Source organism: Xanthomonas sp. JAI131 (assembly GCF_013410075.1).
Taxonomy (GTDB): Bacteria; Pseudomonadota; Gammaproteobacteria; order Xanthomonadales; family Xanthomonadaceae; genus Xanthomonas_A; species Xanthomonas_A bonasiae.
In genome coordinates, this window is record NZ_JACCCN010000002.1 from 549,030 (window position 1) to 563,513 (window position 14,484).

Below are 14,484 nucleotides of genomic sequence, written 5' to 3' on the forward strand. Positions count from 1 at the left end.
TCTCCCGTTGGGAGAAGGACAAACCGAGCCCCTCTCCCACCGGGAGAGGGGTTGGGGTGAGGGTGCGGCCGGCACGGATCGCCCGGTGGCACTGAACGTTTCGAGGCTCCGCCCGTACCCTCATCCGCCCCTGCGGGGCACCTTCTCCCGATGGGAGAAGGGACAAACCCAGCCCCTCTCCCACCGGGAGAGGGGTTGGGGTGAGGGTGCGGCCGGCACGGACTGCGTGGCGACACCCAACGTTTCGAGGCTTCGCCCGTACCCTCATCCGCCCCTGCGGGGCACCTTCTCCCGGAGGGAGAAGGGACAAACCGAGCCCCTCTCCCACCGGGAGAGGGGTTGGGGTGAGGGTACGGCCGGCACGGATCGCCCGGTGGCACTGAACGTTTCGAGGCTCCGCCCGTACCCTCATCCGCCCCTGCGGGGCACCTTCTCCCGATGGGAGAAGGGAGCTGCTATTTGCATCGCGTGGCAGGGCGTGCGCGCCTGCGGCAAGCATCGAGATAACGATTCATGCCAGCGACATAACGACGCGGCATTTCTGAATAGGCGTCACATTAAGGTTAATGGTGGCGGGGAACGTTACCGCGCACACCGCATCGCCAAGGACGAGTGACTCGGAGGCCGGCGCGGCGCTTCCCCGCCCCCCACTACCCCGAGTCGCCTCCTCCATGAAAAAGCCCCACCTCCTTCGCAGGCCCGCCCTGCTCGCGCTGGCGCTGGGCGCCGCCCTCGCTGCGCCCGCCGCCCTGGCCCAGTCCACCACCGGTACCGTCGCCGGCCAGGCGCCGGCCAACGCGCAGCGCGTGCAGGTACGCAGCGACAGCGGCCTCAGCCGCGAAGTCGCGGTCGATGCGCGCGGCCGCTACAGCATCGGCCAGCTGCCGCTTGGCACCTACACCGTCGTCGCCAAGGGCGCCGACGACGCCGTGCTCGGCAGCCGCGAAGGCGTCGGCCTCACCGTCGGCGCGGTCACCGACGTCTCCTTCGCCGCGGTCACCAGCCTGACCGGGGTCAACGTCAGCGCCGACCGCGCCGCCGCCGCGATCGACGTGAGCAGCGTGGATTCGCGCACCGTGATCAACGCCGAACAGCTGCAGCGATTGCCGCTGGGACGCTCGGCCGAGGCGATCGCACAGCTGGCGCCCGGCGTGGCCGGCAACAGCGGCAGCGGCACCTATACCGGCCCGACCGGCGCGCAACTGCTCAGCTTCGGCGGCTCCTCGGCTGCGGAGAACGCCTATTACATCAACGGCTTCAACACCACAGACCCGCTGCGCGGACTGGGCGGACTGACCCTGCCCTACGGCAGCATCGACCAGTTGGAGGTCTACACCGGCGGCTACAGCGCCAAGTACGGCCGTTCCGACGGCGGCGTGATCAACGCGGTCGGCAAGCGCGGCAGCAACGAATGGCATTTCGGCGGCCAGGCCACCTGGGAACCCGATGGCCTGCGCTCCTCGCAGAAGGACGTCTACGCGCCCGGCAACGGCGCGCTGTACCGGCCGGACAGCAAGAGCGGTTCCACGCTCAGCACCCAGAGCGTGTACGCGGGCGGCCCGCTGATCCAGGACAAGCTGTTCTTCTTCGGCTCCTACGAACTGCAGCGCCAGGACGGCGACAGGTTCTACGGCGCGCGCGAAACCACCCCGGGCGAGTATTACTACGACTACCACTACCGCCGGCCGAGCTGGTACGCCAAGCTCGACTGGAACATCAGCGACAACCAGTTGCTGGAGATCACCGGCGCCTCCAGCCGCTACATCACCCGCGGCAAGTACTACGAGTACAGCGGCTACGACATCGGCGACCTGCGCGGCGACGCAAACACCACCAAGACCGGCGGCGACCTGTGGACCGCCAAGTACACCGGCTACCTCACCGACCGCCTGACCTTCAGCGCCCAGTACGGCAAGCAGCGCACCGACGACTACACCGGCAACCCCACCTACAACGGCGCGCTGACCTACCTCAGCGGCACCTCGTTCCAGAACCCGGCCTACACCGGCGGCACCCCGATCACCAATACGCAGACCACTTCGCTGCTGGTCGATCCCGACCGCGGCAACCGCACCGACAACCTGCGGCTGGACCTGAACTACGTCATCGGCGCGCACAGCATCACCGTCGGCATCGACAACCAGAACGCGCGCGCGCTCAACCGCGGCTCGGTGGCCTCGGGCGATGGGTACCAGTGGATCTACGGCCAATCCAATCCGGACATACCGATCAACACCGGCCTCGGCGTGCCGGCCACCGGCGGCTACGCCAACGGCGAGGACGGCTACTACGTGCGCAGGTACGTCTACAGCGCCCTGGCCTCGGTGCGCGCGGTGCAGCGCGCGCAGTACATCGAAGACAACTGGCAGGTCAGCGACCGCTTCCTGCTCAGCCTCGGCCTGCGCCTGGACCAGTTCACCAACTACAACCGCGACGGCGACGCCTACATCAAGCAGACCAGCGGGCAGTGGGCGCCGCGCCTGGGCTTCAGCTGGGACGTCGACGGCGACGCGCGCTTCAAGGTCTACGGCAACGCCGGCCGCTACTACCTGGCGCTGCCGCTGAACCCGGCATTCAACGCCGCCGGCGCGACCCTGGCGACCTCGACCTACTACACCTACGGCGGCATCGACGCCAACGGCTACCCCACCGACTTGACCCAGATCTCCGGCGCGGTCTCCTCCAACAACAACTACGGCATCCTGCCCGATGCCAAGACCGTGGCCACGCAGGGCATCAAGCCCTCGTTCCAGGACGAGTTCATCCTCGGCTTCACCAAGGCCTGGGGCGACAACTGGGTCTACGGCGCCAAGGGCACCTACCGGGTCCTGCGCAGCGGCGTGGACGACTACTGCGACAGCGACACGGTGTTCGCGGCGGCGGCCGCGCAAGGACATACGGTGACCCTGGACAGCAATCCGGTCAGCTGCTGGCTGATCAATCCGGGCAAGTCCAACACCTTCACCCTGGTGGACACCTCGGGCAACTACGTCAGCGTCCCGCTGAGCAATGCCGAGCTCGGCTTTCCCAAGTTCAAGCGCAACTACTACGGGCTCAACCTGTCGCTGGAGCACCCGTTCGACCAGCGCTGGTACGGGCGCTTCGACTACACCTGGTCGCGCAGCTATGGCACCACCGAAGGCCAGTTGCTGTCGGGCATCGGCCAGACCGCGGTGTCCACCACCCAGGCCTGGGACTACGCGCAGCTGATGGAACACACCAACGGCCCGCAGAGCAACGACCATACCCATCAGTTCAAGTTCTACGGCTATTACCAGTTCAATCCCGAATGGCTGGTGTCGGCCAACCTCAAGCTGGTGTCCGGCTCGCCGTTCAGCGCGCTGGGTTCCTACGGCGCCGACCAGAGCGACCCGTCCGGCTACGGCATCGCCTACCACTATTACCAGGGCAAGGCGGCGCCTCCGGGCAGCCAGGGCCGGCTGCCGTGGCTGAAGCAGCTCGATCTGGGGGTGTCGTGGCGGCCGGCGTACGCCGACCACAAGCTGGCCTTCAACCTGGACGTGTTCAACGTCTTCAACGGTCAGGCCACGCTGTGGAAGTACCCGTATTCTGAAACCGACCCGGGCGTGAGCGATCCGGTCTATGGCGCGGCGTTCGTGAGCCAGGCACCGCGCTCGCTGCGGCTGAGCGTCAGTTACGACTACTGACCGCTACCGCGCAGCCGCAGCGCGGGGAGACCGACGAGCCATCGCCGGCCTCCCCGCATGCGGTCATCCCGCCACGCTGGCCGCATGCAGGCGATCGGCCAGCGCGACGATGTCCGCCGCGTCCTGCACGCGCTCGCGCCAGGCCGCGGGGATGCCGTCGATGCCGTAGAAGGCGCCGGCCAGCTGCCCGCAGATCGCCGCGGTGGTATCGGCGTCGTCGCCGAGATTCGCCGCGCGCAGTACCGCATCGGCGAAGCACTCGGTCGTCGCGAAACACCACAGCGCCGCCGACAACGCATCGACCACGTAGCCGGTGCCGCGAATCTGCCTTGCCGGCACCGCGGCATGGTCGCGCACGGCCAGCGCGCGCAGCGCCGGCGTGTCCAGGGCCACATCCGGCGCCTGCAGCACCTGCACGCGATCGCCGCCGAGCAGGGCCGCGCGCAACTGCAACGCGAACAGCCGGCAGGCATCCAGCGCTTCGGCGGCGGCATGGGTGGTGCGCGAACTGTCCGCCGCGCGGTCGGCCAGTACATCGGGGCGATGCGCGTAGTACATCGCCACCGGCGCCAGCCGCATCAGCGAGCCGTTGCCGGCCGCGCGCGGGTCGGCGCTGCCGCTGAAGGCCGGGCCGCCGTCCAGATAGCGCTCCAGCGCCTGGCGCACGGTGTTGCCGATGTCGAAACATGTGCCGGTACTGCTCAGGTAGCCGTGGCGGTACCAGTTGCAATAGCGGTTCATCTGGTCCGCGGCATCGAAGCCTTCGCGGTACAGCAGGCTGTGCGCCAGGCACAACGCCATCGAGGTGTCGTCGGTCCACTGCCCGGGCTGCAGATCGAACGGACCGCCGCCCACCATGTCGTCGATCGGCGCGAAGCTGCCCGGCGCCTTGAATTCCAGCGTGGTGCCGAGCGCATCGCCGACCGCCAGGCCCAGCAGGCAGCCGCGAAAACGCGCGCGCTCGCGCTCGTCCGCGCTCATCGTGCGGCCCGCTGCGCCTGCTGCTCGGCCAGGGTCAGCGCGACGTTGTCGCGCAGATAGGCCGGTTCGGCGCGTTCCGGCGCGATCGCTTCGCCGCGCGCGTGGGCCGCCAGCGCCAGGGTCAGCACGTCGGCGGCATGCGGCAGGGCCTGCGCATCGACGCTGCGCAACTGCGCGTGCAGACGCCGCTGCAGCGCGTTGTCGATCGCCGCCAGGCCGGTGCCGACGCCATGCCAGGGCGCGTCCGTCTGCGGCAGCACGAACGCGTCCGGGACCAGCACCTGCTCGGGCGTCAGCGCGTGCAGGCCGTCGGCATCGCGCACGAAGGCCGCCGCATAGATCTCGCCCATGCGCGCGTCGATCGCGGCCAGCACCTGCGGCGCATCGTCCGGCGCGCGCAAGGCCAGCGCATGCAGGGTGGACACCGGCAGCACCGGCAGGTCCAGCGCCAGCGCGATGCCCTGCGCCAGCGCGATCGCCAGGCGCACCCCGGTGAACGCGCCAGGACCGCGGCCGAAGGCGATCGCATCGAGCTGGCTGCGCGCGATGCCGGCCTCGGCCAGCAACTGCTCGGCCCACGGCAGCGCCAGCTCGGCATGCCGGCGCGGCGCCAGCTCGAACCGCTCGCGCACCGCGCCATCGACATGCACGGCGACGGAGAGGGCTTCTGTGGCGGTTTCGAAAGCGAGAATTTTCATTGGAGGCCGGGATTGGGGATTCGGGATTGGGGATTCGAAAAAGCGAAGCGAGGAGCAAAAGCGGATGCCGTGCGCCGGCTAGTCGAACGGCGGCGAGGCGATGTGTTCGTGATTATCCACCGGCAGCGCGGCGTCGGCGCCGAAGAACTGACGCACGTCCTCGACATCGCGGGTGCGCGCGAACGGCGGCAGCGACTCCAGGAAGGTGCGGCCGTAGGATTTGGACAGCAGCCGCGGATCGCACAGCACCAGCACGCCGCGGTCGGTCTCGCTGCGGATCAGCCGGCCCACGCCCTGTTTCAGCGCGATCACCGCCTGCGGCAGCTGTTCGTCGCGGAACGGATTGCCGCCGTCGCGGCGGATCGCGTCCAGCCGCGCCTCGAACACAGGGTCGTCCGGCGCGGCGAACGGCAGCTTGTCGATCACCACCACGCTCAGCGCATCGCCGACCACGTCCACGCCCTCGCGGAAACTGGCGGAGCCGAGCAGCACGCCGTTGCCGGATTCGCGGAAGCGCTGCAGCAGGCTCGCGCGCGGCGCCTCGCCCTGCACGAACAGCGGCCACGGCCCGTCGCGCAGCGCCTCGGCGGCCTCGCGCAGCGCACGGTGCGAGGCGAACAGCAAAAAGGCGCGGCCCTGCGAGGCCTGCAGCACCGGATGCAACGCCGCGATCAGCGCGGTGCCGAAGCCGCGCGCGTTCGGGTCCGGCAGCGCCGGCAGATAACACAGCGCCTGCCGCGCCCAGTCGAACGGACTGGGCTGCAGCAAGGTCATCGGATCGCTCAGCCCCAGGCGGGTGGCGATGTGCTCGAAATCGCCCTTCACCGCCAGCGTCGCCGAGGTGAACACCCACGCCGCGTGCGACTTTTCGCGGTGCAGGCGCAGCGGGCCGGACACGTCCAGCGGCGTGCGCTGGCAGCGGAAGCCGCGCGCGCTCAGTTCGTACCACAGCACATCGTTGGACGGCGGCGCCGGCTCGGCGTCGAAATCTGGGATCGGCGCGTCGTCGCCGAGCCAGTGGCCCAGGCGCGCGCGCATCTCCTGCGCGCGCGCGGCGCACGCGTCGAAACCGGGCGAGGCCTCGCGCAGCCCCGCCAGGCTGTCCTGCAGGCGCGCCAGTTCCGCCAGCAGCGCATCGAAGCCATCGCGTACCTGCGGCTTGGCCAGCAGCCGCCATTGCGTGCCGCGGGTGGGCAACCCTTCCATCGCCGCGCGCAGTTCGCGCAAGGCCTGCTCCAGCGCCTGCACCGGCGCCTGCAGGCTGGCCAGCGCGCCGGCGACGTGGCGGCTCTCGGCCAGGCAGTCGCGCGCCAGCTCCTGCAGCGGACGCATGCCGAAGCTTTCGCCGAAGAAGTTCGCCGCCAGTTCCGGCAGCTGGTGCGCCTCGTCGATGACGAAGACCTGCGCGCCGGGCAGGATCTCGCCGAAGCCTTCCTGCTTCAGCGCCAGGTCGGCCAACAGCAGGTGATGGTTGACCACCACCACGTCGGCGGCCTGTGCGCGCTGCCGCGCCTGCACCACGAAGCACTCGCCCCAGAACGGGCATTCGGTGCCCAGGCAGTTGTCCATGGTCGAGGTGACCATCGGCAGCAGCGGCGAATCGTCGGGCAGCGCCTCCAGCTCGGCGATGTCGCCGAAGCGGGTGCGCCCGCCCCAGGCGACGATGCGCTGGAACTGCGCGATCTGCTCGCGCGAGGTGAAGCGCGGCTCGCCCTTGGCCTGCTCCAGCCGGTACTTGCACAGATAGTTGGCGCGGCCCTTCAGCAGCGCGCTGTTGAGGCCCACGCCCAGCGCCGCGCGCACCCGTGGCAGGTCGCGGTGGTAGAGCTGGTCCTGCAGCGCGCGGGTGCCGGTGGAGACGATGGTCTTCAATCCCGACAGCAGCGCCGGCACCAGGTACGCATAGGTCTTGCCGGTGCCGGTGCCGGCCTCGGCGAGCAGCACGTCGCGCTGCTCGAACGCCTCGGCGATCGCCGCGGTCAGCCGCAGCTGCGCCGCCCGCGGCACGAACGCATCCAGCTGGCGGGCGAGCGCACCGCCTTCGCTGAGCGCTTCGGTGCTGGCGTGGGCGAGGGACATTGGGGGCCGGGATTGGAGATTCGGGATTGGGGATTCGCTAGAGCTGCACGTCGGGTTTCGCTATCTAGCGCGCCCACCGACACGGCGGTATCGGCCTGCCACACATAACCGAACAGCCGTCGCTTTTACCAATCCCGACTCCCCAATCCCCAATCCCGGCTCTCAATCAATACCGCTTGATCCCCGCCACCGTGCAGCCCTCGATATGCGCATGCGCGGACGCCGCGTTCTCCTTCTGCCCGCGGGCCAGCCGCGACTGCTCGATGGTGGCCCAGTGGCGCCGGCACAGCGGGCCGGTCTGCGAGCCGAGGTCGACGGCGCGCTTGGCGAAGGCCTCGGCGCCCGCGTCGTCCTTCAGCAGCAAGGCCAGTTCGGCGCGGTCCTGCAGCAGCGCCGGATCTTCCGGCACCAGTTGCAGGGCCTGGTCCAGCGCCGCCGCCGCGCCGGCCAGGTCGCCGGCCGCGCGCTTGCGCTTGGCGCTGTCGCGCAGGTCCTCGACCTGCGGGTCGCGCAACGGCTGCACGCTCAATTCGGTGTCGTCGGCACCGCCGCTGGCGTCGATCGCGGCGACGCGCTGCGCCGGGGTGGTGGTGTCCACCGGCGGCGGCGGGGGCGGCGGCGGTGCGCTGACGCAGGAGGCCAGCAGCAGGCTGAGCGCGGCGATGGCGACGGTGGGGGTGTATCGGGTCATGGCAGGCATCCGTGGATCATTGCGCCGGAGGGGTGGACGCCGCGTCGGCGGGCGGCGCTTCTTTCTTCTTGTCCAGGCCGAACCAACTGCGCCAGCCGCCGCCACGACTCTCCTCGCCCTCGGCAGCGGGCTGCCCTTCTTCGGGCAGCGCCTGCGGCGGCGCGCACGGCGCATACGCCGGGGCGAAGCCGACCACGAACGGGAACTGGCGCGCGCCAGGGCAACTGGGATCGGTGCTGTTGCTGCCGGCCGGATCCATCCATTGCCAGTCGATGCCCTTGCCCTGCACCTTCAACGGCGAACTCGGCAGCCGCGCGAAGATGCCCGACCACACCCGCATCGCGCCGGTGGCGCCGTACAGGCCGGTCTGCTTGTTCTGGTCGTTGCCGATCCAGATCACCGCCAGATGATCGCCGGTGTAGCCGGCGTACCAGCTGTCCACGCCATCGTTGCTGGTGCCGGTCTTGCCGGCCGGGGTCAGCTTGCCCAGGCCGTCGCCGAGCAGCTGCCGCGCGGTGCCGTTGCTGACCACCTGCTGCAGCGCCAGCCCGACCAGGTTGGCCGCGACCGAATCGCCTTCCTGCGCCGGCGCCGGGGCCTTGTCGTAGCGCTTGAGCAGCTTGCCCTGCGGATCGAGCACGCCGCGCACCGCATGCAGCGGCTGGATCTCGCCGCCGGAGGCGAGGAACTGGTACAGCTGGGTCATCGCGTACGGGCTCTGGTCGGTCGCGCCCAGGATCAGCGACGGATTGTTCTCGGCCTCGAGCCCGGCCAGCACCTTGATCAGCTGCGCCACCCGCTCCGGCCCGACCTGCATGCCGATCCGCACCGTGGCCTGGTTGTACGAATGCGCCAGCGCATCGACCACGCGCACCGTGCCGTGGCTGCGGTTGTCGGAGTTGCCCGGGGTCCAGCGCTTGCCGCGGCTGAGCTGTACCGTCACCGGCGAATCGTCGACCCAACTGGCCAGCGAGTAATGGTCCGGCTGCGCCAGCGCCAGCAGGTACACGAACGGCTTGAGCAGCGAACCGACCTGGCGCTGCGCCTCGATCGCGCGATTGAAGCCGGGCTGCGACACGTCGCGGCTGCCGACCACCGCCAGCACGTCGCCGTTGTGGGTGTCGGTCAGCACCAGCCCGGCCTGCAGCGGCGGCCGCTTCTTGTTGGTCTCCAGCGCGGTCAGGGTGCGGGTCACCGCGCCTTCGGCATAGGCCTGCGCCGAGGGCGACATGCCGGTCAGCACGCTCAGCCCGGCGCCCTGCAGCGCGCTTTCCGGGTAGTCGCGCGCCAGCTGGCGGCGCACCAGGTCCACATAGGCCGGGAAGCGGTTGGCCGCGACCAGCCCCGGATTGGCCGGCACCCCCAACGGCGCGGCCAGCGCCTTGCGGTAGGTGGGCTCGTCGATCAGCTCGCTTTCGCGCAGCTTGCCGAGCACGAAGTTGCGCCGGTCCAGCGCGCGCTCGGGGAAGCGCCGCGGGTCGTAGTAGGACGGCCCCTTGACCAGGCCGATCAGCAGCGCCACCTGCTCCGGCGGCAGCGAATCCAGTTCGCGCCCGAACCAGAACTCCGCGCCCGAGGCCACGCCGTGGATCGCCTGGCTGCCGCGCTGGCCCAGGTAGACCTGGTTCAGATAGGCCTCGAGGATGGTGCGCTTGTCGTAACGCGCTTCCATGATCAGCGCGTACAGGATCTCGTTGAACTTGCGGGTGAGCGTCTGTTCCTTGCCGATGCCGAGCAGGCCGCTGCGCGCCAGCTGCTGGGTCAGGGTGCTGGCGCCCTGCCGGCTCTTGCCGCCGGAGCGCACCATCACCCAGGCCGCGCGCACCATGCCGCTGAGGTCGATGCCGTGGTGGTAGTTGAAGTCGCGGTCTTCCACCGCCTGCAGGCCGGTGACCAGCAGCTCGGGCACTTCGTCCACCCGCACCAGCCGGCGCTCTTCCTGTTTCTGCCCGTACAAGGTGGCGATGCGCGCCGGATCCAGCCGCGCGGCGGTCAGCGACTTGCGCGTCTGCGCATCGCGCAGCGCCGCCACGCGGCCGCCGGACAGGCTCACTTCCACGCGCCTGGGCGCGACCCGGCCGTCCACGTCGACGTAGCCGCGGCTGGCGATGACGAAGCGGCTACCGTCCTGCTGGTAGGTGCCGGGGCGCTGCGCGCCGGCATCCTCGCGGTAGCTGGCCGCGTCCAGTTCGGTCTTCAGCGTCTGCGCGTCCATCGCCGTGTCCGGCGCCAGCGCCAGCGGGCGGGCGTAGACCCGGGTCGGAATCTGCCAGCGCAGTTCGCCGAAGCGCTGCGTCACCTGCTTGTTCAGATAGACCGTGTACGGGATCAGGAAGCCCAGGCCCAGCGCGGTGGCGGCCAGGCCCCAGGTGAGCAGGCGCCGGCGCCAGGGCGAGGCGCCGCTGTCGAGATCGTCGGTGTCCTGATCGTCGGTGTCGTTGTCGTCGTAGCGTCGTGGCACGGGGATGCGAGAATGTAAATTCCGGCGAGTCTAGCGCAGGCCAGCAGGCAGCGCGGCGCGGGGTCCCCTTTGTTTCAGCTGGAGTTGCAACGGATGTCGATGTCCTGGGCGAACCTGCGCTACGCCCTGAACCGTTTTGCCGGCCTGCTGCGGCGCGGCCTGGCCAGCCTGCGCTCGCGCGGCTGGCGCAGTACCTGGCAACGGCTGCGCGTGCATGCGCAGCCGCTGCCGCCGCCGCGGCGCACGCTGTTCGCGGTCGCGCCGCAGCCGTTCGCCGCCTTCGCGGTGCCGGCCAGCGACGCGCCGCTGGTCAGCATCGTGATCCCGGTCTACAACCACGTCGCGCATACCCTCGCCTGCCTGCGCGCGCTCGCCGCGCACCCGCCGGCCGCGGCCTGCGAGATCCTGGTGATCGACGACGGCAGCAGCGACGAGACCGTGCAGTGGTTGCCGCAGATCCAGGGCCTGCATTACCACGTGCGCCGCCAGAACGGCGGCTTCATCGCCACCTGCAACGACGGCGCGGCGCGCGCGCGCGGCCGCTACCTGGTGTTCCTCAACAACGACACGGTGCCGCAGCCGGGCTGGCTGGATGCGCTGCTGGACACCTTCGCGCAGGTGCCGCAGGCCGGGCTGGTCACCGCGCAGTTGCTGTACCCGGACGGGCGCCTGCAGGAAGCCGGCGGCGTGGTCTTCGCCGACGGCAGCGCCTGGAGCTACGGCCGCTTCGAATCGCCGGACGATCCGCGCTACGCCTACCTGCGCGACATCGACTACGGCGCTGGCGCGGCGCTGGCGATCGAGCGCGAACGCTTCCTGGCGCTGGGCGGCTTCGACACGCGCTACCTGCCGGCCTACTACGAGGACACCGACCTGGCGTTCGCCGTGCGCAAGGCCGGGCTGCGCACCCTGCTGCAGCCGGCAAGCCAGGTGGTGCACGACGAGGGCACCAGCAACGGCACCGATACCGGCAGCGGCATCAAGGCCTACCAGGTGCGCAACCGCGGCGTGTTCGCGGCCAAATGGGCCGATGTGCTGGCGCGGCAATTGCCACCCGGTACCACGCCGACCCCGGCGCAACTGCACCGGCGGCAGCGCCAGGTGCTGATCCTCGACGAGGCGCTGCCGCAACCGGACCGCGACTCGGCCTCGCTGCGCCAGCTCAACCTGATCCGCCTGCTGCTGCAGGAAGGCGCGCACGTGGTGTTCGTGCCCAGCGGCCGCGAGTACGCCAGCCGCCACAGCGAGGCGCTGCAGCGGCTCGGCGTGGAGGTGTGGTATGCGCCCTACCTGAAGAGCGTGAGCGGGTTCCTGCAGCAGCACGGCGCACGCTTCCATGCGGTGCTGCTGGTGCGCCACCACGTCGCCCATGCCTGCCTGCCGCTGCTGCGCCGCTTCGCACCGCAGGCGCGGCGGCTGTTCGATACCGTCGATCTGCACTACCTGCGCGAGCGCCGCGGCGCCGAGCTGGCCGGCGACGCACGGCTGCTGCGCGAGGCCGAACGCACCCGCGCGCGCGAGCTGGAGGTGATGGCCCAGGTCGATGTCACCGTGCTGGTCAGCGGCGTCGAGCGCGAACAGCTGCAGCGCGAGGCGCCGCAGGTGCGCACCGCGTTGATCTCCAATCTGCACGAAGTGGCCGGACCGGGCCTGCCGTGGGCGCAGCGCCGCGATCTGGTGTTCGTCGGCGGCTTCCGCCATGCGCCCAACGTGGATGCGGTGCGCTGGTTCCTGCAGGAGGTGTTCCCGCCGCTGCGCGCGCTGCTGCCGGACCTGCGCTTCCACTGCATCGGCGCCGACATGCCCGACGACATCCGCCGCCTCGGCGCCGCCACGCCCGGGGTCGAATTGCTCGGCTACGTGCCGGACATCGTCGCCTACATGGACGAGATCCGCATCGCGGTGGCACCGCTGCGCTTCGGCGCCGGGGTCAAGGGCAAGGTCAACCTGAGCATGGCGCACGGGCAACCGGTGGTGGCCACGCCATGCGCGGTGGAAGGCATGCACCTGCGCCACGGCGAGGACGTGCTGATCGCCGACAGCGCGCCGCAGTTCGTCGCCGCGCTGGCGCAGCTGTACACCGACGAGGCGCTGTGGAACACGCTGGCCGGCAACGGCCTGCGCAACATCGCCACGCACTTCTCGCTGGACGCGGCGCGCGCCACGGTGCGGCAGGTGTTTCTCGACTAGGGTTGCTGTGAAGCCGTTGACGCCCGACAGCAGCGGCTCTGGCTAGCAGCCTTCCATCGCCCTGATGCGCTATCGGTAAGGCGTCGCGGCTGAAGCCGCTCCTACAGTGCATCCGGCAAGCGCGCGGCACGCCTCTGTAGGAGCGGCTTCAGCCGCGACCAACCACATCCGGGGCCAGGACGGCTCGGCCACACGGCTGCCCCTCTCGCCGACGTAGCAACCCGCTGCCCAACGGCACTCAGCGCCCGGGCGACAAGCTGCGCAAGCGGCGCTCGAACGCGGCCAGCTCCGGCGTGCCTGGATCGATCGCGCGGGCGCGACGCAGCGCCTCGCGCGCGAAGTCGGCGTCGCCGGCGCTCAGGCGCTCGTCGCCGACCGCGAGCCAGCGCTGCGCCAGGCGCCGGCGCGCCGCGGCCACGCCGTTGCCGCCCGGCGCCAGCGCACGCCAGGCGTCGTAGCACGCGCTCGCCGCCAGCACCCGGTTGCCCCGCAATTCGGCGTCGAAACAGCGCCGCAGCGCCGCCAGCACGCGCTGCTCGGCGCTGCGCACGCGGGCATCGCGCGGCGCCAGCACCTGCGCCGCCTGCAGCGCGTCGTAGGCGCTGCTGCCGGGCGGGGTCAGCCAGTCGCCGCGCGCCTCGGCCGCCTGCAGTTCCGCCAGCAATGTCTGCAGGCGGCGCGCGCGCGCGGCGGGCGACAGCGGCGAATGCAGCGTGGCCTGGCTCTGCCGCGCACGCGTCAGCGCCTGCCGCGCGTCGGCCAGCGCACGGTTGTCGGGCGCCACCGCCTGCCCTTTCTGAAGCGCGCGCTCGGCCTCGGCGAAACGGAAATCGGCGGCGGCGCGCGTGACCTGCGCCGCATACGCCGCGGCCACGCGCTCCTCGTCATCGCGCACGCCAGCGGCATCGGGCGCGGCCGCGCGCAGCTTGGCCAGCGCCCGCGCCGCCGCGTCCGGCCGCTGCCGGCGCAGCGCTGCATCGATTTCGCGCTGCAAGGCTTCCAGCGCGCGATTGAGCGCCGCCTGCGCCGCCGGCAGGTCGACGTGCCCGGGGTCGTAGTCGCGGGCGCTGTCCACCAGCGCCGCGGCCGCCGCCACGTCGCCGCGCGCCAGCGCCGCCTGCGCGCGCTGCAGCAATTCCGACAAGGCATCTTCGCGGCCTTCCAGCGCCGCGGTCCGTTCCGGGGCGAACTCCAGCACCTGCCGGTACAGCGGCAGCGCTGCGTCGGGGGCGCCGTCCAGGCGGCCCTCGCGCTGGGCTTGCGCCGCTTTTTGCAACAGTTGGTCGAGCCCGGCATGCGCGGCTTCGCGCTGGCGCAAGGCGGCGTCGATACGATCGGCGTCGGCGCGCGGCACCTGCAGCGCGCGCGCCAGCGCCAGCGCCGAGCGCACCTGCGCATAGCGCCCGACGGCCAGCGCCGCACGCGCCTGGCCGAGCGCGGCGCGGCCGGTGGCGGCCAGCCCGGCCCGTGCCTGCAGGCGGTCGCCGTCCAGCGCGAGCGCCGCCTCGTAGCGCTCGCGCGCGCCGCTGCCGTCGGCGGCGCTGAGGCGGCCGGCGCGCAATGCCGCATTGCCCTGGTCGAGCAGTTGCTGGATCCGCGTTTCCGGCCACAGCAGATCGGCCAGCGGGCGGCGGAACATCACCAGCGCCAGCGCCGCCAGCAGCAGGACGGCCAGCGCCCAGCGCCAGACACGGCGGTCGCGCCACAGCGGCACCG

Annotated in this window: 8 protein-coding genes; 2 read left to right on the top strand and 6 right to left on the bottom strand. The window is 71.0% G+C overall.

Annotated features, from left to right (window positions below; translation table 11 throughout):
• Positions 1-671: 671 nt before the first annotated feature.
• On the top strand, positions 672-3,668 hold the full coding sequence (locus tag HDC36_RS09140) for a TonB-dependent receptor (protein ID WP_179566494.1): 2,997 nt from the start codon (positions 672-674) through the stop codon (positions 3,666-3,668).
• A gap of 63 nt (positions 3,669-3,731) precedes the next feature.
• Here the strand turns inward: HDC36_RS09140 and HDC36_RS09145 are convergent, their stop codons facing one another.
• From HDC36_RS09145 to mrcB, 5 genes are all read right to left on the bottom strand, one after another.
• Positions 3,732-4,649 carry an ADP-ribosylglycohydrolase family protein gene (locus HDC36_RS09145; protein WP_179566496.1) on the bottom strand — a complete coding sequence of 306 codons (918 nt, stop codon included), beginning with the start codon at positions 4,647-4,649 and terminating at the stop codon, positions 3,732-3,734.
• A complete protein-coding gene (tsaB, locus tag HDC36_RS09150) occupies positions 4,646-5,347 on the bottom strand; it encodes a tRNA (adenosine(37)-N6)-threonylcarbamoyltransferase complex dimerization subunit type 1 TsaB (protein ID WP_179566498.1) in 702 nt (233 codons plus the stop codon). Before tsaB ends, HDC36_RS09145 begins: the two co-directional genes overlap by 4 nt.
• 78 nt (positions 5,348-5,425) lie before the next feature.
• Positions 5,426-7,426 carry an ATP-dependent DNA helicase gene (locus HDC36_RS09155; RefSeq protein WP_179566500.1) on the bottom strand — a complete coding sequence of 667 codons (2,001 nt, stop codon included), beginning with the start codon at positions 7,424-7,426 and terminating at the stop codon, positions 5,426-5,428.
• A 166-nt stretch (positions 7,427-7,592) separates the two neighbouring features.
• Complete coding sequence (locus HDC36_RS09160) at positions 7,593-8,117, bottom strand: tetratricopeptide repeat protein (protein ID WP_179566501.1); 525 nt, start codon at positions 8,115-8,117, stop codon at positions 7,593-7,595.
• Positions 8,118-8,133: 16 nt separating this feature from the next.
• Positions 8,134-10,578, bottom strand: a complete 2,445-nt coding sequence (gene mrcB / locus HDC36_RS09165; RefSeq protein WP_179566502.1) for a penicillin-binding protein 1B — start codon at positions 10,576-10,578, stop codon at positions 8,134-8,136.
• Between the two features lie 93 nt (positions 10,579-10,671).
• Here mrcB and HDC36_RS09170 point away from each other — a divergent pair, with 93 nt between their 5' ends.
• On the top strand, positions 10,672-12,768 hold the full coding sequence (locus HDC36_RS09170; protein ID WP_179566503.1) for a glycosyltransferase: 2,097 nt from the start codon (positions 10,672-10,674) through the stop codon (positions 12,766-12,768).
• A gap of 238 nt (positions 12,769-13,006) precedes the next feature.
• Here HDC36_RS09170 and HDC36_RS09175 read toward each other — a convergent pair whose 3' ends face one another.
• A complete protein-coding gene (locus tag HDC36_RS09175) occupies positions 13,007-14,407 on the bottom strand; it encodes a hypothetical protein (RefSeq protein ID WP_179567951.1) in 1,401 nt (466 codons plus the stop codon).
• Between the last annotated feature and the right edge of the window lie 77 nt (positions 14,408-14,484).